This is a genomic window from Cupriavidus necator A5-1, assembly GCF_000744095.1.
In the GTDB taxonomy this organism is placed as follows: Bacteria; Pseudomonadota; Gammaproteobacteria; order Burkholderiales; family Burkholderiaceae; genus Cupriavidus; species Cupriavidus necator_A.
Window position 1 is genome coordinate 290,805 of the sequence record NZ_JQLI01000004.1, and the last position, 17,454, is coordinate 308,258.

General features: G+C 69.3%; 17 protein-coding genes. 15 read left to right on the forward strand and 2 right to left on the reverse strand.

The annotated features are described in order from the left end of the window. Positions 1 to 13: 13 nt before the first annotated feature. Both K307_RS23280 and K307_RS23285 read right to left on the reverse strand, forming a co-directional pair. Complete coding sequence (locus K307_RS23280; protein WP_042883126.1) at positions 14 to 916, reverse strand: NAD-dependent epimerase/dehydratase family protein; 903 nt, start codon at positions 914 to 916, stop codon at positions 14 to 16. 43 nt (positions 917 to 959) lie between these two features. Further along, positions 960 to 1,790 (reverse strand): SDR family NAD(P)-dependent oxidoreductase, encoded by an 831-nt coding sequence (locus K307_RS23285; protein WP_080745184.1) that lies wholly within the window; start codon positions 1,788 to 1,790, stop codon positions 960 to 962. Between the two features lie 277 nt (positions 1,791 to 2,067). Between K307_RS23285 and K307_RS23290 the strand changes: the two genes are divergently transcribed. From K307_RS23290 to K307_RS23360, 15 genes are all read left to right on the forward strand, one after another. Continuing rightward, positions 2,068 to 3,255 (forward strand): helix-turn-helix transcriptional regulator, encoded by a 1,188-nt coding sequence (locus K307_RS23290; protein WP_042883128.1) that lies wholly within the window; start codon positions 2,068 to 2,070, stop codon positions 3,253 to 3,255. 256 nt (positions 3,256 to 3,511) lie between these two features. After that, on the forward strand, positions 3,512 to 4,228 hold the full coding sequence (locus tag K307_RS23295; protein WP_042883129.1) for an EthD domain-containing protein: 717 nt from the start codon (positions 3,512 to 3,514) through the stop codon (positions 4,226 to 4,228). Positions 4,229 to 4,326: 98 nt separating this feature from the next. Then, positions 4,327 to 5,223, forward strand: coding sequence for a VOC family protein (locus K307_RS23300; RefSeq protein ID WP_042883131.1), 897 nt, complete (start codon positions 4,327 to 4,329; stop codon positions 5,221 to 5,223). 8 nt (positions 5,224 to 5,231) lie between these two features. Next, positions 5,232 to 6,122, forward strand: coding sequence for a CoA transferase subunit A (locus tag K307_RS23305; protein ID WP_042883133.1), 891 nt, complete (start codon positions 5,232 to 5,234; stop codon positions 6,120 to 6,122). A 23-nt stretch (positions 6,123 to 6,145) separates the two neighbouring features. Further along, the gene (locus K307_RS23310) at positions 6,146 to 6,946 is read left to right on the forward strand and encodes a CoA-transferase subunit beta (RefSeq protein ID WP_042883134.1); all 801 of its coding nucleotides are present in this window, start codon (positions 6,146 to 6,148) and stop codon (positions 6,944 to 6,946) included. Positions 6,947 to 6,953: 7 nt separating this feature from the next. Beyond that, on the forward strand, positions 6,954 to 7,853 hold the full coding sequence (locus K307_RS23315; protein WP_042883135.1) for an enoyl-CoA hydratase: 900 nt from the start codon (positions 6,954 to 6,956) through the stop codon (positions 7,851 to 7,853). Next, on the forward strand, positions 7,850 to 8,932 hold the full coding sequence (locus tag K307_RS23320) for an NAD(P)H-dependent flavin oxidoreductase (RefSeq protein WP_042883137.1): 1,083 nt from the start codon (positions 7,850 to 7,852) through the stop codon (positions 8,930 to 8,932). The genes K307_RS23315 and K307_RS23320 overlap by 4 nt, the downstream gene beginning before the upstream one ends. A 34-nt stretch (positions 8,933 to 8,966) precedes the next feature. Then, positions 8,967 to 9,758 carry an enoyl-CoA hydratase family protein gene (locus K307_RS23325; RefSeq protein WP_042883388.1) on the forward strand — a complete coding sequence of 264 codons (792 nt, stop codon included), beginning with the start codon at positions 8,967 to 8,969 and terminating at the stop codon, positions 9,756 to 9,758. Continuing rightward, positions 9,748 to 10,914: an acyl-CoA dehydrogenase family protein gene (locus tag K307_RS23330; protein WP_042883139.1), complete on the forward strand. Its 1,167-nt coding sequence runs from the start codon at positions 9,748 to 9,750 to the stop codon at positions 10,912 to 10,914. The genes K307_RS23325 and K307_RS23330 overlap by 11 nt, the downstream gene beginning before the upstream one ends. Before the next feature lie 20 nt (positions 10,915 to 10,934). After that, on the forward strand, positions 10,935 to 12,002 hold the full coding sequence (locus K307_RS23335; RefSeq protein WP_042883141.1) for an acyl-CoA dehydrogenase family protein: 1,068 nt from the start codon (positions 10,935 to 10,937) through the stop codon (positions 12,000 to 12,002). Between the two features lie 20 nt (positions 12,003 to 12,022). Next, positions 12,023 to 13,174 carry an acetyl-CoA C-acetyltransferase gene (locus tag K307_RS23340; RefSeq protein ID WP_042883143.1) on the forward strand — a complete coding sequence of 384 codons (1,152 nt, stop codon included), beginning with the start codon at positions 12,023 to 12,025 and terminating at the stop codon, positions 13,172 to 13,174. Positions 13,175 to 13,184: 10 nt separating this feature from the next. Next, entirely contained in the window at positions 13,185 to 14,069 is an 885-nt protein-coding gene (locus tag K307_RS23345) for an SDR family oxidoreductase (RefSeq protein ID WP_042883145.1), read from the forward strand. A gap of 11 nt (positions 14,070 to 14,080) precedes the next feature. Next, on the forward strand, positions 14,081 to 15,235 hold the full coding sequence (locus tag K307_RS23350; protein WP_042883147.1) for an acyl-CoA dehydrogenase family protein: 1,155 nt from the start codon (positions 14,081 to 14,083) through the stop codon (positions 15,233 to 15,235). Then, positions 15,232 to 16,443 (forward strand): acyl-CoA dehydrogenase family protein, encoded by a 1,212-nt coding sequence (locus K307_RS23355; protein WP_042883148.1) that lies wholly within the window; start codon positions 15,232 to 15,234, stop codon positions 16,441 to 16,443. Before K307_RS23350 ends, K307_RS23355 begins: the two co-directional genes overlap by 4 nt. Then, positions 16,440 to 17,243, forward strand: a complete 804-nt coding sequence (locus K307_RS23360) for an SDR family oxidoreductase (RefSeq protein WP_042883150.1) — start codon at positions 16,440 to 16,442, stop codon at positions 17,241 to 17,243. The genes K307_RS23355 and K307_RS23360 overlap by 4 nt, the downstream gene beginning before the upstream one ends. The last annotated feature ends 211 nt before the right edge of the window (positions 17,244 to 17,454 follow it).

Here is a 17,454-nt window from a genome sequence, read left to right on the forward strand (position 1 = left end):
CGGCCGCCGGTGACTAGCAGCTGTACTGCGTGACGATCTCGCTGACCGTGCGCAGGATGTCATTGCGGCGATAGCCGAGCAGGGCGCTCTCGGCCGCATCCGGCTCATAGTAGAGCGTGTTGCCGCGGCCAAAGCAGATCGCCGAGTCTGGCAGCAGCGGGTGCTCCTGGTCGACGACAGGCGGCACCGGCCGGCCCGCATCGCGGAAGAACGCGCCGAAGTAATCCTGGAAGGACAGGTTCTCGTCGCCCACCAGGTAGGCCTTGCCATTCTCGCCGCGCAACAGCGCGCCATCGATCGCTTCCGACAGCGAAGTGGTCGAGATGAAATTGACGCCGCCGGGCGGCGCGAAATCCGGCATCGGCGCGAAGCCGCCTCTGGCGTAATCGGTATAGGCCTTGAACATCGGCACCGTCAGGCCCGGCACCGTTCCCACGACAAAGGGCGCATTCACGCCGCACACGCGGAAGGTGTCCGTGGCCAGCGCACGCACGCCTTCGTCGGCCAGCTTGCGCGAGCGGATGTACGCGTTCTCGTCGGCGAGCCGCGGCATCGCCTGCGGGTAGAAGCTGCCAACGTGGACGGCGAGCCGGATGCCGGCATCGCGCGCGGCGCGGAAAAAGCGCGGCACGCCTTCGATATTGGCGCGTTCCCAGTGCGCCGCTTCGTCGCCGCCCGGCGGCAGGTGGCGCACATCGTTGCCGGCGGCGAATACCAGCGCGTCGAATGCACCGAGCTGCGCGGCCGGCATATCGTTGGCGATGTAGTCGCAGCGCAGGAATTCCAGCTCGCCCAGCGGGGTGCCGGGCGCGGGGCGGTTGCGGCCCGCGATGATGACGTCTTGGCCGCGGCTGCGCAGGTGCAAGGCCGCGTGGCCCCCGATCGTGCCGGTGCCGCCGACGATCAGTATCTTCATGCTTGTCTCCTTGGTGTGGTGGTGTGGCTGCAGTGCGCGGCCATCAGAGGTTCATGCCGTTGCCGCCGATGACCGGCATGTTGGTCCAGGCGCCCTTCGGGTCGCGATACCAGCCGGCGGCGGCAAGTGCGCCGCCATTGACGTGCAGTGCCGTGCCGGTGATCCAGGCAGCGCGCGGGCTGGCAAGGAACAGGATGCCCTCGGCAATGTCCAGTGGCGTGCCGAAGCGTCCCAGCGGAATCCAGTGCGGGATATGGTGCTGGTGTTCCGCGGCGACCATCTGCGACACCGGCACTTGCGGCGTTTCGGTGGTTTCGGGTGCGATCAGGTTGACGCGGATGCCTTCCGGTGCCAGCTCCAGCGCCAGGCTCTGCGTGAAGCCGGTGATGGCAGCCTTGAAGGCGCTGTAGACGCTGCAGTACGGAATGCCGCGGAAGCCCTCGATCGACGACACGCTGATGATGCTGCCGCCCGCGCTGCGCCGGAGCAGCGGCAGCATGGCGCGGGTGACCGTGAATACGTGGCCGAGGTTGGCGGTGTAGAGGCTGGCGATCTCGTTGTCGCCGTAGTGCTCGAACGGCTTGGCAATACGCAGGAAATCCCCCACGTTGTTGACCAGTACGTCGAGCGCGCCGAAACGCCGTTCGATCTCCGCGGCCGTTTCGCGCACGGTGCCGGCGTCGGCCGCGTCGCCCTGCATGACCAGCACCTCGGCGCCGGGCTTGTCCAGCAGCGCCCGCGCGTTGTCGGCACGCTGCGCGTCGATCTCGATGATCGCCACGCGCGCGCCCTGTTCCAGGAAGGCTTGCGCGGTGGCGAGCCCGATGCCGGCGCCGCCGCCGGTGACCAGCACGGTCTTGTCGCTAAAGTCCATCAGAGTTGCTCTCCTTCGGTTGCACTGCGGGAATGCGAGCATTTGTATCGGCGGCAGGCATGCCGGGCATCGTCCGATTGCAGGTCAGGGAAAACACCAAGGACGGCGTCTGCGAGTAGTGGCGAGTAGGCCGCGGGGCCCTAAGCGGCGCAAACTAGGGCAAACCACGAACGCAACGCGCCGGACATCGGCGGGCAGCGTCCCTATAATCTGCGCTGCCCCAGGTGCCGCAGAGCGCCGGGAAGCACACGCATGGTGTGGAATCAGGAGACAGAGAATGTTGATGGCGACCGTTGAGGCGCAGGAAATGGCGTCGCCGTTATTGGCGCAGTCCGGGCTGAGCGTCGCGCAGTTCAGCGCCTTGCTGAGCGCGATCTACGAAGGGCCGATGGAAGCGGTGCCCTGGGGCCGCGCGCTCGAAATGCTGCGCAAGCAACTGGGCGCCGGCTACGTGAGCTTCATCCTGCGCTCGCCCGCGAGCGACCGCAGCGGCCTGGCGGTGCACGCCTCCGAGCACGGCACGTCGCTGGAAGCGGAGGCGTCGTACAACAGCTACTACTACGCGATCGATCCCTTTATCAACCTGCCCACCGACCGGGCGGTCACGGTCGACGAAGCACTGGGTGCCGGCAACTGGTGCCGCAGCGAGATCTACCGGCAGTTTCTGCAGCCGCTGGGCATCCGCTACCTGCTGGGCGCGGACATCCGCACCGAGGACGGTGTCGAGTGCCGGCTGCGCATCTGCCGCCAGGACGATGCGCGGGATTTCTCCGAGGTGGACAAGGCCACCTGCGGCACCATCCTGCCGCACCTGAAGCGCGCGGTCCGGCTGCATTCCAGGCTGGATGTGGTCGAATCGGAGCGCAGCCTCTATGCGGGCGCGATCGACCGCATGCTGGTGGGCATGGTGATCCTCGACGCCGCCGGTACGATCCTCAAGAAGAATGCTGAAGCCGACGAGATCCTGGCGGAGAACGACGGCATCCGCCTCAATGGCGGCACCTTCGAGATTGCCTACGCCCAGGAAAGCCGCAAGTTCCAGTACCTGCTGCGCCGCGCGCAGCTGGGCCACCATGGCAGCGCGCCGGCGGTGGCCGAAGCCATGTCGATCACCCGCCCGTCGGGGCGCGGCAAGCTCGGCGTGCTGATCCGCACCATTCCGCTCAGCGAATGGTCGGAAGACCACCGGCATCGCCCGGCCTGCGCGGTCTTCATCCGCGATCCCGAGCGCAAGTCGCGCGCCTCGCACGAGGTGGTGCGCAAGCTGTTCGATCTCACGCCCTCCGAAACCGCGCTGGCGCTGGTGCTTGCCGACGGCATGACGCTCGACGAAGCGGCCGAGCACCTGGGCATCAGCAAGAACACGGCACGGGCGCACCTGCGCTCGATCTTCTCCAAGACCGGTGTCACGCGCCAGGCCACGCTGGTGCGCATGCTGCTGAGCAGCGTAGTGACGCTCGGATGAGCTGCATGGTGTCATCCACCCCACGCGTGCTTCACCCCGCGCGTGCTCCCTTGCGACCCGCTGACCCATTCCCCTAGTCCGATTGGAGGATGAGCCCCGCCATCCGCGCCCTTAGCATGCCCCCGACAAGCGGACGCGGCATACGGACGGCAGGGCAGGCGGGCGCAGCGATGCTCGCTCTCCACGCCCGGCCCGGTTCCGTGCCCGCACCAACCTGTCCGGCCCCGGCCGGCACCTGTACCAGGGAGCGTGGAGCATGGAGAAAGTCATCTATATCGTCTGGCGCGATGCGCGGACCGAGCCGCAGGAATTCGCGCGCCGGCTGCGCACGACGCTTGCGGACAAGCTGTTGGCGCTGGGCGCGCGCGGCCTGCAGGTTAACGTGGCGGACGACGCGGTGCTGCCTGCCGCGGGGCTGCGCCAGGTCAACACCCGGCCGCAAATGGAGGCAGTGGTCTCGGTCTGGATGGACAGCGCCGTCGACCGCCTGCGCCAGCCGTTCGACCAGGCAGTCGAGGTAGTTGCCGGCCGCATGGCGGGATACCTCGTCACGGAGTCCCAGCCGATCCGCAATACGCGTTTCCCGGCCGCGCCGGGCCAACGGACACCCGGCTTCGCGCAGCTGGCCTTCCTGACGCGGCCGCCCCGGCTCACGCCGCAGGCATGGCTGGACACCTGGCACAACCACCACACGCTGGTGGCAATCGACACCCAGGACAACTTCCTCTACGTGCAGAACGTGGTGGTGCGTCCGCTCACCTACGCCGCGCCGCCCTGCGACGCCATCGTCGAAGAGTGCTTCCCCGATGCGGCGATGACCGACCCGCAGGCGTTCTTCGACGCCGTCGGCGACGAGGACAAGTTCCGCCGCAACCTGCAGGCCATGATGGAAAGCTGCCAGCGCTTTATCGACTTCGACAAGATCGACGTGGTGCCCACCAGCCAGTACATCGTTCGCGCCGCAACGGCCTGAAGCAGGATCGGCTAGTCCCACTGGACGATGTGCCGGGGTGCAGCGCACGGAAGAATAGGTCCCATCAGCCAGCAGTGGCAACGAAAGAGGAGACCGGCATGTTGGATATCCGTGCGCTTGGCTACATCGTGGTCGAAGCGACCGATCCCGGGCAGTGGCGTCATTACGCGGAACAGGTGCTGGGCATGGCCTGTTCCGGCGCGCCCGGCGGTGCGCTGTACGTGAAGATGGATGAGCGCGACTACCGCTACCTGGTCGTGCCGGGCGCACGCGACCGCTATCTCGCATCCGGCTGGGAGCTGGCCGACGAGCCGGCTTACCGCCATGCGCTGGCTACGCTGCGCCAGGCCAGCGTGGAGGTCGTGCATGCCAGCCTCGCCGAACTGGTGCAGCGCCGCGTGCAGGCCATGGCCTGGTTTGCCGATCCGTCGGGCAACGGCCATGAGATCTGCTGGGGCATGCGTTCGGATTTCCTGCGCTTTGTCTCGCCGGTGGGCGTGCCGCGCTTTGTCACGGACCCGATGGGGGCGGGCCATGCCGTGCTGCCCGCTCCCGCTTTTGACGAGACCTATGCCTTCCTTTGCGAGGTGATGGGTTTCGGCCTGTCCGACATCTTCCGCGTGCGCTTCACCAGCGATCCCGCCGAGCCGGAAAAGCGCATCCACTTCCTGCATTGCGGCAACGGCCGTCACCACAGCCTGGCGATCTTCGAGATGCCGTCCGAAGCCGGCTGCATTCACGTGATGGCCGAGGTGCCGGACATGGCCGAGGTGGGCCGCGCGCTCGACCGCGTGCAGCAGCACGGCGTGAAGCTCTCGGCCACGCTGGGCCAGCACTGCAATGACCGCATGACTTCCTTCTACATGAAGACCCCCGGCGGCTTCGACCTCGAGTACGGCCACGGCGGCCTGGTGGTGGACTGGAGCCACCACGCTGCCTACGAAGCCACGCGCGTCAGCCTGTGGGGACACGACTTCAGCATCGGACACCGCTAAACACCGCTATGACCAAGACAATCGACAAGACCATGCGCGCGGCCGACGTGGTCGGCCAGCTCGCAGATGGCATGACCATCGGCATCGGCGGCTGGGGCCCGCGCCGCAAGCCGATGGCGCTGGTGCGCGAGGTCCTGCGCTCGCCGCTGAAAGACCTGACCGTGGTCGCCTACGGCGGCCCCGAGGTGGGCATGCTGTGCGCGGCCGGCAAGGTGCGCCGGCTGGTGTTCGGCTTCGTTTCGCTCGACGTGATCCCGCTCGAGCCCTATTTTCGCCAGGCGCGCGAGCGTGGCCTGCTGGAGGTGACGGAACTGGACGAAGGCATGCTGCAGCTTGGCCTGCGTGCTGCAGCGGCGCGGCTGCCGTTCCTGCCGACGCGCGCCGCGCTGGGCACCGACGTGCTGGACAAGAACCCGCAACTGAAGACGGTGCGCTCGCCCTATGCCGACGCCGAAGTGCTGGTGGCGATGCCGGCCATCGAGCTCGACGCCGCGCTGCTGCACGTGAACGAGAGCGATGTGCTGGGCAACACCCGCATCGACGGTCCCGATCCGTTCTTCGATGAATGGTTCGCACGCGCCGCGCGCCGCTGCTACGTGAGCTGCGAAACGCTGCACCCTCGCCTCGATGAAGAAGACCTGGCGCGCGCGCGCAACAACGCCTTCGAGCGCTCGCTGGTGACGGGCGTGGTGCACGCGCCCGGCGGGGCCCATCCCACTTCCTGCGCACCGGCCTATGGCTGGGACTTGCCCGCGCTGAAGGCGTACTGCGCCAGCGCCGAGGCCGACGACGGCTTCCGCGCCTGGCGCGAAGAAGTGATGGCTGCGACCGAGGCGGCGTACCTGGAGCGCACCGGCGGCCTCGGCCACGTGCAAGACCTGCCGCTGCCGGTACTTTGAACCCGCCAACCCAAGGAGCGACCGTGAGCGCCACTTATGAATTCACCCGCGCCGAGCTGATGATCGCCGCCGCCGCCCGCGCCTGGTGCGACGACGGCGAGGTGCTGGCCACCGGCATCGGCACCGGCCCGCGCATCGCCGCTGGCCTGGCGCGGCTTGCACACAACCCCGGCCTGCTGCTGACCGACGGCGAGGCCTACCTGGTGGAAACGCCGGTGCCGCTGGGCCCGCGCGAGCCTGGTTACAAGGTCCGTGCCAGCGGCTGGATGGGCTATTCGCGCGTGTTCGACTGCCTGTGGGGCGGGCGGCGCCACGCGCTGGTGATGCCGACGCAGATCGACCGCTTCGGGCAGGCCAATATCTCCTGCCTGGGCGGCACGCATGCGCAGCCGAAGACCCAGCTGCTGGGCGCGCGCGGCTTCCCGGGCAACAGCATCCACCACGCCAATTCCTTCTTCGTGCCGGCCCACAGCACGCGCGCGTTCGTCGGCGGTGAAGTCGACATGGTCTGCAGCGCCGGCTACAACCCGGCGCGCCGGATCGAAGGCATGCGCAGCTTCGTCGACCTGCGCGTGATCGTCACTGACCTGTGCGTGATGGATTTCGGCGGGCCTGGCCATGCCATCCGCGTGCGCTCGCTGCACCAGGGCGTGAGCTTCGACCAGGCGCAGGCGGCCACCGGCTTTGCACTGGCGAACTCCCCCGGCGAAGCCTTGCCGCAGACGGCGCCACCGACGCCGGAAGAACTGCGGCTGATCGCCCAGCTCGATCCGCACAACCTGCGCGCCGCGATCGTGCGCGGCAATCCTTCCGGACGCGCGTGAGACCGACATGACATCGCCAGCCATCGAAGCTATCCAAGCCGTGGGCCTGGGCCCCAATGACGAGGTGCTCTACCAGGTCGCGGACGGCATCGCCACCGTGACCATGAACCGGCCGCAGTACCACAATGCGCAGAACTCCAGGATGACGTATGCGCTGGACGAGGCCTACCGGCGCGCCGCCGCGGACGATGCGGTCAAGGTGATCGTGCTGCGCGGCGCCGGCAAGCATTTCTCCGCCGGACACGACATCGGCACGCCGGGACGCGACATCAACGAATCGTTCGAGCGCGCCTCGCTCTGGTATGACCACGTCAACAAGCCCGGCGGCGAGTTCCTCTATGCGCGCGAGCAGGAGGTCTACCTGGGCATGTGCCGGCGCTGGCGCGAACTGCCCAAGCCCACCATCGCGATGGTGCACGGCGCCTGCATTGCCGGCGGGCTGATGCTGGCCTGGGTGTGCGACCTGATCGTGGCCTCGGACGATGCCTTCTTTGCCGATCCGGTGGTACGCATGGGCATCCCGGGCGTGGAGTACTTCGCGCATGCCTATGAGCTGCACCCGCGCATCGCCAAGGAATTCCTGTTCCTGGGCGAGCGCATGGGCGCGGACCGCGCCGAGCGCATGGGCATGGTCAACCGCGTGGTGGCGCGCGACGCGCTGGAAGACACCGTCTACGGCATGGCCGCCAAAGTCGCGCAGATGCCGCGGCTGGGCCTGACGCTGACCAAGCAGGCGGTCAACCATGTGGAAGACCTGCAGGGCAAGCGCACGGCGATGGATGCCGTATTTGCCTGGCACCACTTCGCCCATGCGCACAACGAACTGGTCAGCGGCGACAAGCTCGGCGGCTACGACGCGCGCGCCATGGCAGCGTCGCAACGCACCGGCAGCGAGGACCAGGCATGAGCAACGCGAGCCTGCACACCGTGCTGTGCGACCTGCTCGGCTGCCGCTACCCCATCGTGCAGACGGCGATGGGCTGGGTGGCGGACGCCAGGCTGGTCGCGGCCAGCGGCAACGCCGGGGCGTTCGGCTTCCTGGCCGGCGCAACCATTCCGCCCGGCGAGGTCGAGCGCGAGATCCTGCGCGTCAAGTCGCTCAGCGAGCGGCCCTTCGGCATCAACTTCCACATGTTCCAGCCCAACGCGGACGAGGTCATCGAGATGGCGATCCGCCACCGGTTGCGCGCGGTCAGCTACGGGCGCGGCCCGGACGCGAAGATGGTCGGCCGGCTCAAGGCGGCGGGCGTGGTCTGCATGCCGACGGTCGGCGCGGCCAAACATGCGGCCAAGGCCGTGGAACTGGGCGCCGACGTGGTCACTGTACAGGGCGGCGAGGGCGGGGGCCATACCGGCGGCACGCCGACGACGCTGCTGCTGCCGCAGGTGCTGGACAGCGTCAACGTGCCGGTGGTGGCGGCGGGCGGCTTCTTCGACGGCCGCGGACTTGCCGCGGCACTGGCCTACGGCGCGGCCGGCGTGGCCATGGGCACGCGCTTCCTGATGTCGGCCGAATCGCCCGTGCCGGCGCAGACGCTGGAGCGCTACGTCAAGGTGCGCGACCCGGCGCATATCCGCGTATCGCTGGCCATCGACGGGCTGCCGCAGCGGATGATCGACAACGCGTTGCTGCTTGATCTGGAGAAAGCCGGTCCGTGGCGGCGCACCTGGCTGGCGCTGTCGGCCGCCCGCAAATGGCAGGCACGTACCGGCATGCGCAGTGCGCAGATGCTGCCGACCGCCTGGCGCGCGATGCGCGAGCAGGACTACAGCGCCGCCCAGACCCTGATGGCCGCCAACGCGCCGGTGCTGATCCGGCGCGCGATGGTGGAGGGCTGCCCGGATGAAGGCGTGCTGCCCAGCGGCCAGGCTGCCGCGGCGATCGACGCCATCGAATCGTGCGAGCAGATCGTGGCCGGCATTGCCGCGCAGGCGCAGGCACGGCTTGCGGCGCTGGCTGGCACCGGACTGGCTGCAGCGGCTTGACCCGCTGCGGCCTGACCCACAGACAGAGGAAACCATGCAAACGAACCACAAGACCGGGCCATTCCGCATTGACACCGCCGACGGCATCGCCGAACTGGTGATCGACCACCCGCCCGTCAACGCGCTCGACAACGCCGGCTGGCAGGCACTTGCCGCCACCATCGACCGCCTCGGCACCGATCCCGCCGTGCGCGTGATCGTGCTGCGAGGCGAAGGCCGCGGCTTCTGCGCGGGCGTCGATATCAAGGAACTGGCCGCGCACCCGCAGCGCATCGTCGACGTCAATGCCGGCAACTACGCTTCCTTCCGCGCCGTGCACCGCAGCCCCAAGCCGGTCATCGTGGCCGTGCACGGCTTCGTGCTGGGCGGCGGCATCGGCATCTGCGGCGCCGCCGACATCATCGTCGCAGCCGATTGCGCACGCTTTGGCGTGCCCGAGATCGACCGCGGCGCCATGGGCGGCGGCGCCCATCTGCAGCGCATGTTCGGCGTGCAGAAGGTCAGGGCAATGTATTTCACCGGCGACATGATCGATGCCACCGAGGCGTACCGCCTTGGCGCGGTCGAGCGCGTGGTGCCGCGCACCGAACTGCGCGACGCCGCCATGGCGCTGGCCCGCCAGATCGCCGCCAAGAGCCCGGCCATGCTGCAGCTGGCCAAGGAGGCGCTCAACGGCGTGGAAGACGGCAACCTCGAGGACAAGTACCGCTGGGAGCAGGGCTTCACGCTGCAGGCCTATATGAGCGCGGATTCCGGCGAGGCGCGCGCCGCCTTCGTCGAAGGCCGCGAAGCCCGCTTTGCGCAGGGGGAGCGCGATGCAGCTTGAGTACACCGACGCCCAGCGCGCCTTCCGCGCCGAGGTGCGCGACTGGATGTCCGCGCACGTGCCGCGCACGCCGCTGGCCAGCTTCGACACCGAAGAAGGCTTTGCCCAGCACCGCGCCTGGGAAGCCACGCTCAACCAGGGCCGCTGGAGCATGGTCACATGGCCGGCCGAACTGGGCGGGCGCGGCTGCGACCTGATCGAGTGGCTGATCTTCGAGGAAGAGTACTGGCGTGCCGGCGCGCCGATGCGCGTCAACCAGAACGGCATCTTCCTGCTCGGGCCGACGCTGATGGAATTCGGCACCGAGGCGCAGAAGGCGCGCTTCCTGCCGCGCATGGCCTCGGGCGAGCATATCTGGGCGCAGGGCTGGTCCGAGCCGAATGCCGGCTCCGACATGGCAGCGATCCGCTGCAGCGCGCTCCGCGACGGCGATGACTATGTGATCAACGGCCAGAAGATCTGGTCGACGCGGGCGGTGTGGGCGGACTGGCTGTTCGGGCTGTTCCGCACCGACCCGGCCTCGACGCGCCACCACGGGCTGACCTTCGTGCTGGTGCCGCTCGACACGCCCGGCATCACCGTGCGCCCGATCCGCCAGCTCAACGGCCAGACCGGCTTTGCCGAGATCTTCTTCGACGACGTGCGCGTGCCGGTGGAAAACCGGCTGGCGGCCGAAGGCGCCGGCTGGCAGGTGGCCATGGCCACCGCCGGCTTCGAGCGCGGCCTGATGCTGCGTTCGCCGGCGCGCTTCCAGGAGACCGCCCGCGCACTGGTCAGGCTGTACCAGGCCAACCGCGAGGCGACGGACTGCGACCCGTCGCTGCGCGAGGCGGTGCTGCGCGCATGGATGGACGCCGAGGCCTACACGCTCTCCACCTACGCCACCGCGAGCCGGCTGGTGCGGGGCGGGCATATCGGCGCGGAGTCGAGCACGAACAAGGTGTTCTGGTCCGAGCTGGATATCCATATGCACGATACCGCGCTGGCCATCCTCGGCCAGGCCGCAGAGGTCGCGCCCGCCGGCCAGCCGCCGGGCTCGCTCGGCCACTGGCTGGACGGCTTCCTGTTCTCGCAGGCGGGGCCGATCTACGCCGGCACCAACGAGATCCAGCGCAATATCGTCGCCGAGCGCCTGCTCGGCATGCCGCGCGCATGACGGCACCCGGGGGAAACACGATGGATTTCGCATTGACCGAAGAGCAGGAACAGTTTGCCGAGGCGATCCGGCGCTTCCTGATGACCGAGATGACGCCCGAGCTGACGCGCGAGCTGTGGGCCACCGAGACCGGCCGCTCCGACGCGCTGTGGTGCCAGCTGGCCGACCAGGGGCTGACCGCGGTGATGGTGCCGCAGGAGCAGGGCGGCCTGGGGCTGGGCGAGGTCGAGTGGGCGCCGCTGGCGCAGGCGTGCGGCTATTTCGCGCTACCCGAGCCGCTGCTCGACACCGCGCTGGTGGCGGCGGGGCTGCTGCGCGATGCGCTGGCCGTCGCGCCGCACGCATCGGCGCGCGAGCGCTGCGCTGCCCTGCTGGAGCGCATTGCCAGCGGCGATGCCCGCGTGGCGGTGGCGCATCCGCAGGAGCGGCTGGTGGCCGACGCCCATGTCGCCGACGCCATCCTGTGCGCGCACGAAGGCGCGGTGCACGTGCTGCGGCCGGACCAGGCCGCGCTGACGGCGCGCACCGGCCTCGATCCTTCGCGGCGGTTATTCGAGCTGGCGTGGACGCCGGCTGCGAGTACCGAACTGATCCCCGCCGGCAGTGACCTGTGGGACCTGGCGCTGAACCGCGGCGCGCTCGGCGTGGCCGCGCAGCAGCTTGGCCTGACGCAGCGCATGCTGGACCTGGCGATCGACTACAGCGCGCAGCGCAAACAGTTCGGCAAGGCCATCGGCGCCTACCAGGCGGTCAAGCACCTGCTGGCCGACGTGGCGATCCAGCTCGAGTTCGCCAAGCCGGTGCTGCTGCGCGCCGCCGCCGTGCTGGCGCATGGCTTGCCGCACCTGGGGCTGCACGTCTCGCATGCCCGCGTCGCGGCCGCGCGCTGCGCCTGGACCGCGGCGCGGCAGGCGATCCAGGTGCATGGCGCGATGGGCTACACCTGGGAGCTGGACCTGCAGATCTTCACCAAGCGCGCCTGGGCCCTGGCGGGAAGCTGGGGCGACCGGGCCTTCCACAAGGCGCGCATGGGCGCGCACATCCTGGACGGCGAGCATGACATCGGCGCCGGAGCGACCTTCGCCTGAATCCAAAGAGAGCCATGACAATGAAAGACGCCTATATCGTTGATGCCCTGCGCACGCCCACCGGGCGCCGCAAGGGCGGACTGTCGCACATGCACGGCGCCGACCTGGGCGGCTTCGTGCTGGCCGAACTGGTGCGCCGCAACGGCATCCCCGCCGAGGACTATGACGACGTGGTGTTCGGCTGCGTCGACACCATCGGCCCGTTGGCCGGCAATATCGCGCGCAGCGCGTGGCTGGCCGCCGGCCTGCCGCTGACGGTGCCGGGCGTGACCGTGGACCGGCAGTGCGGCTCGTCGCAGCAGGCCGTCCACTTTGCCGCGCAGGCGGTGATGAGCGGCACGCAGGACGTGGTGATCGCCGGCGGCGTGCAGACCATGACCCAGATCCCGATCTCGTCGGCCATGCTGGCCGGCCAGGCGCTGGGGTTTGCCGACCCGTTCTCGGGCAGCAAGGGCTGGCATGCGCGCTTCGGCGATGCGCCGGTGTCGCAGTTCCACGCCGCGCAGCGCATTGCCGGGCACTGGAACCTGTCGCGCGAGGCCATGGAAGCCTATGCGCTGGAAAGCCACCTGCGCGCCGCCGCGGCAATCGAGGGCGGCCGCTTCGCCCGCGAGATCGTGCCGTGCGAAGGCGTGAAGCATGACGAAACGCCGCGCCCCGATACCACGCTGGCCAGGATGGCGGCGCTGGAGCCGCTGATGCCGGGCAGTTCGCTGACCGCGGCGGTGTCCAGCCAGACCGCCGATGCCGCGGCTGCACTGCTGATCGTTTCGGAAGACGCGCTCAAGCGCTACCAGCTCAAGCCGCGTGCGCGCATCGCGCATATGAGCGTGATGGGCGATGACCCGCTGTGGATGCTGACCGCGCCGATCCCCGCAACGAAGCGTGCGCTCGAACGCAGCGGCCTGCGCCTGGCCGATATCGACGTGGTCGAAATCAATGAAGCCTTCGCCTCGGTGGCGATGGCGTGGCTGGCCGAGACCGGCTACGCGCCCGAGCGCACCAACCCCAACGGCGGCGCCATCGCACTGGGCCACCCGCTGGGCGCCACCGGCGCGCGCCTGATGACCACGCTGCTACACGAACTGGAACGCACCGGCGGCCGCTACGGCCTGCAGACCATGTGCGAAGGCGGCGGCCTGGCCAACGTCACCATCATTGAAAGGTTGTAAGGAGACCGCCATGGGAATCTGCGACGGACGCACCGTCATCATCACCGGCGCCGGCGGCGGGCTTGGCCGCGCCTATGCGCTGGCCTTCGGCGCCGAGGGCGCCAACGTGGTCGTCAACGACATCCGGCGCGAGGCGGCCGAGGCGGTCTGCGGGGAGATCCGCGCCGCCGGCGCGAATGCAAACGCGGCGCTGGCCAACGATGACGACATCACGCAGCTGGCCACCGCGCAGCGCATCGTCGATGCGGCGGTCGAGGCCTTCGGCGAAGTGCATGTGCTGGTCAACAACGCCGGCATCTGCCGCGACCGCATGTTCGTCAGCCTGACCGAGGCGGACTGGGACGACGTCATGCGCGTGCACGTGCGCGGCCATTTCTGCCTAGCCAACCTGCTGGCCAAGCGGTGGCGCGACGCCGCCAAGGCGGGCCGACAGGTCGACGCGCGCATCATCAACACCAGCTCCGGCGCGGGCCTGCAGGGTTCGGTCGGGCAGTCCAACTACGCCGCCGCCAAGGCCGGCATTGCCGCGCTGACGCTGGTGCAGGCCGCCGAGCTGGGCCGCTACGGCATCACAGCCAACGCGCTGGCGCCGGCCGCGCGCACCGGCATGACCGAGCAGGTGTTCGCCGACATGATGAAGGCACCGGAAGACGGCTTCGACTATTTCGACCCGGCCAACGTTGCGCCGCTGGTGGTCTGGCTGGGCAGCGCGGAGTCCGCGCAGGTCAACGGGCGCATGTTCGAGGCGGCCGGCGGCATGGTGTCCGTGGCCGACGGCTGGCGCACCGGGCCCAAGGCCGACAAGGGCGCGCGCTGGCAGCCGGCGGAACTGGGCGCGGCGGTGGCCGGACTGCTGGCGCAGGTGCAGCCGCCCCAGCCGGTCTACGGCAGCTGAGCGCGACGGCCATGGATTTCTCCTTTTCCGTCGAACACCAGATGATCCGCGACAGCGCGCGCGACTACCTCGCCACGCACAGCGATTCGGCGGCGGTGCGGCGCGTGACCGAGGCGGGTCCGGCCCACGATGACGCGCTGTGGCGCGCGATCGCCGGTGAGCTCGGCTGGTGCGGCATCGCATTGCCGGAAGCCGTGGGCGGTGTGGGCCTGGGCGCTACCGGGCTCGTGCTGCTGCAGGAGCAGCTGGGCCAGCGCGTGGCCTGCGTGCCGTTCTGGTCCAGCGCCTGCTTGGTCGCCCCGTGGCTGCATGCCAGCCTTGGCGAGCGCGGCAGCGCGCAGTGGCTGGAGCGGCTGGCCGTTGGCGAGTGCCGTGGCGCCGCGGTGCTGCCTGACGATGGCGGCTGGCACTACGACGGGGTAGCGATCACTGCGCACGCAAGCGCGGACGGCTTCGTGCTGCGCGGCGGCGCCGCCCAGGTGCCCGATGCCTTCGGCGCCGACTGGCTGCTGGTGCCGGCGAGGCTCGATGACGGTGCGCCCGCGCTGTTCCTGCTGGAGCCTGTCGCGCTGGCTGACGATGAGCGAATCAGGCTGGCGCCGCTCGATACGCTGGACCGCACCCGGCCGCTTGCCTCGCTGCGGCTGGACGGGCTGCCCGTTTCCGCAAGTGCCTGCCTGGCACGGGGGGACGCCGCGGCGCTGGGCCTGGCCCACGCCTGGTGGCACGGCAAGCTGATGCTGGCCGCGGAGCAGCTTGGCGCGGCCCAGCAATGCCTGGACCTGACCGTTGCCTATGCGTCGGAGCGCATCCAGTTCGGGCGCGCCATCGCCTCGTTTCAGGCGGTCAAGCACCGCTGCGCGCAGATGATGGTGCTGGTCGAGGCGGCGCGCTCGGCGGTGTATGGCGCGGCGCGGGCGTGGGAGTCGACCGATATGGCCGACGCCCGTCTCGAAGTCGCCGCCGCCTCCGTCGCGGCCGACGATGCCCTGCGCTTCTGCGCACAGGAGGCCATCCAGTTGCACGGCGGGGTCGGCTTCACCTGGGAATACGACCCCCAGCTCTATTTCAAGCGCGCGCAGGCCGCCAGCCACTGGCTGGGTGGTGCCGGCGCGGCGCTTGCCTACATCGCCGCAAATGGCCCGCACAGCTGGAGGACAGCATGACAGCGCATGAAGAGTCGCCATTCCGCGCCGAGGTGGCCCAATGGATGGCCGCCAACCTGGCCGGCGAATTCGCCTGCCTGAAGCACCGCGGCGGCCCCGGCGACGAAGACGCCTTTCCCGAGCTGCGCAAGGCGTGGGAACGGCGCCTGGCCGAAGGCGACTGGACCGGCCTGGGCTGGCCGCGTGCGCATGGGGGGCGCGAACTGCCGGTGATGCACCAGGTGATCTTCCACGAGGAATATGCGCGCGCCGGCGGCCCGGGCCGCATGGGCCATATCGGCGAAGGGCTGATCGGCCCGACCCTGATCGCGTTTGGCACCGAGGACCAGAAGGCACGCCTGCTGCCGGGCATCCGCAACGGCACCACGTTCTGGTGCCAGGGGTACTCGGAGCCTGGCGCGGGCTCGGACCTGGCCAATGTGCGCACGCGCGCGGTGTGCGATGCCGCCAGCGGCGACTGGCTGGTCAGCGGCCAGAAGGTATGGACCTCGCTCGCGCACGATTCCGACTGGATCTTCGTGCTGGCGCGCTGCGAACCCGGCTCGCGCGGCAGCAAGGGCCTGATCTTCCTGATGCTGCCGCTGGACCAGCCCGGCATCGAGATTCGCCCGATCCGGCAGATGGGCGGTGGCGCGGAATTCAATGAGGTGTTCTTTGACGGCGCACGTGCCGCGGCCGCAGACGTGCTGGGCGAACCTGGCGACGGCTGGCGCATCGCCATGGCGCTGCTGGGCTTCGAGCGCGGCATCTCCACGCTGGGCCAGCAGATGCAGTTCACGCACGAGCTGGAATGGGTGGCGAAGGCCGCGCGCGACAACGGCAGCAGCCGCGACGCGCTGGTGCGCCAGCGCATCGCGCGCGCCTGGGCGGGGCTGCGGGTGATGCGCGCCAACGCGCTGCGCATGCTGGCGGGCGCGGCACAGGCCGGCCAGGACGGCGAGGATGTCGACATGGCGCTGCAGCGCGAGGCGCTGATCTACAAGTACTACTGGTCCAACTGGCATCGCGACCTTGGCCAGCTGGCGCTGGACGTGCTGGGCCCGCTGGCCAACGTGCTGGACGCCGGCGACACGCGCCGCACGCGGCTGCAACAGATGGCGCTGTTCTCGCGCGCCGACACGATCTACGCCGGTACCAACGAAATCCAGCTCAACATCATCGCCTCGCGCGGCCTTGGCATGCCGCGCGAGGCCAGAGGACAGTCATGACCCTGAACACCGAATTCCCCGCAGCGCCGGCCTATGTGCCGGGCCACCAACTGCTTGCCGGCAGGAGCGTCCTCATCACCGCCGCGGCGGGCGCCGGCATCGGCTTTGCCGCCGCACGGCGCTGCGCGGAAGAGGGCTGCCGCGCGCTGATGATTTCCGACGTCCACGAAAAGAGGCTGGCCGAAGCGGTCGAACGCCTGCGCGCGGAAACCGGCCTGCCGGCCATTCACGGCCATCTCTGCGATGTGTCCGACGAAGCGCAGGTGCGTGCACTGGTCGCCGCCGCCGAAGAAGCACTTGGCGGAACCGACGTGCTGATCAACAACGCCGGCCTGGGCGGCTCGCGCCGCCTAGTTGATATGGACGATGCCGAGTGGTCGCGGGTGATCGATATTTCCCTCACCGGCACCTTCCGCATGACACGCGCGATGTTGCCGCACATGCAGGCGCGCCGGCGCGGCGCCATCGTCAACAACGCCTCGGTGCTCGGCTGGCGTGCGCAGAAGGAGCAGTCGCACTACGCCGCGGCCAAGGCCGGCGTGATGGCGCTGACGCGCTGCAGCGCGATGGAGGCCGCCGAGTTCGGCGTGCGCATCAATGCGGTGGCCCCCAGCATCGCGCTGCACGACTTCCTGAAGAAGTCCGCGCCGGCCGACCTGCTGCGCCAGCTCAGCGAGCGCGAAGCCTTCGGGCGTGCGGCGGAGGTGTGGGAGGTGGCGAATGTGATGGTGTTTTTGGCTAGTGATTATGCGTCGTACATGACAGGGGAGGTGTTGCCGGTGAGCAGCCAGCGGGCTTGAAGCCGGCGGTATGCCAAAGCGTTGGCCCCTAACCACCGCCCCTCGCATACGCACCCCTCTCCCGCGCAGTGTGAGAGGGGTGGGGGAGAGGGCCGGAGCGTCAACGAAGTGAAGGGCGTCGGTATGCCAGCGCCTGCCCTCACCCCCGGCCCCTCTCCCGTCGGGAGAGAAGAGCAAACCAGCGGGATTGGGGGGCTTGTCGGCAAGTCAG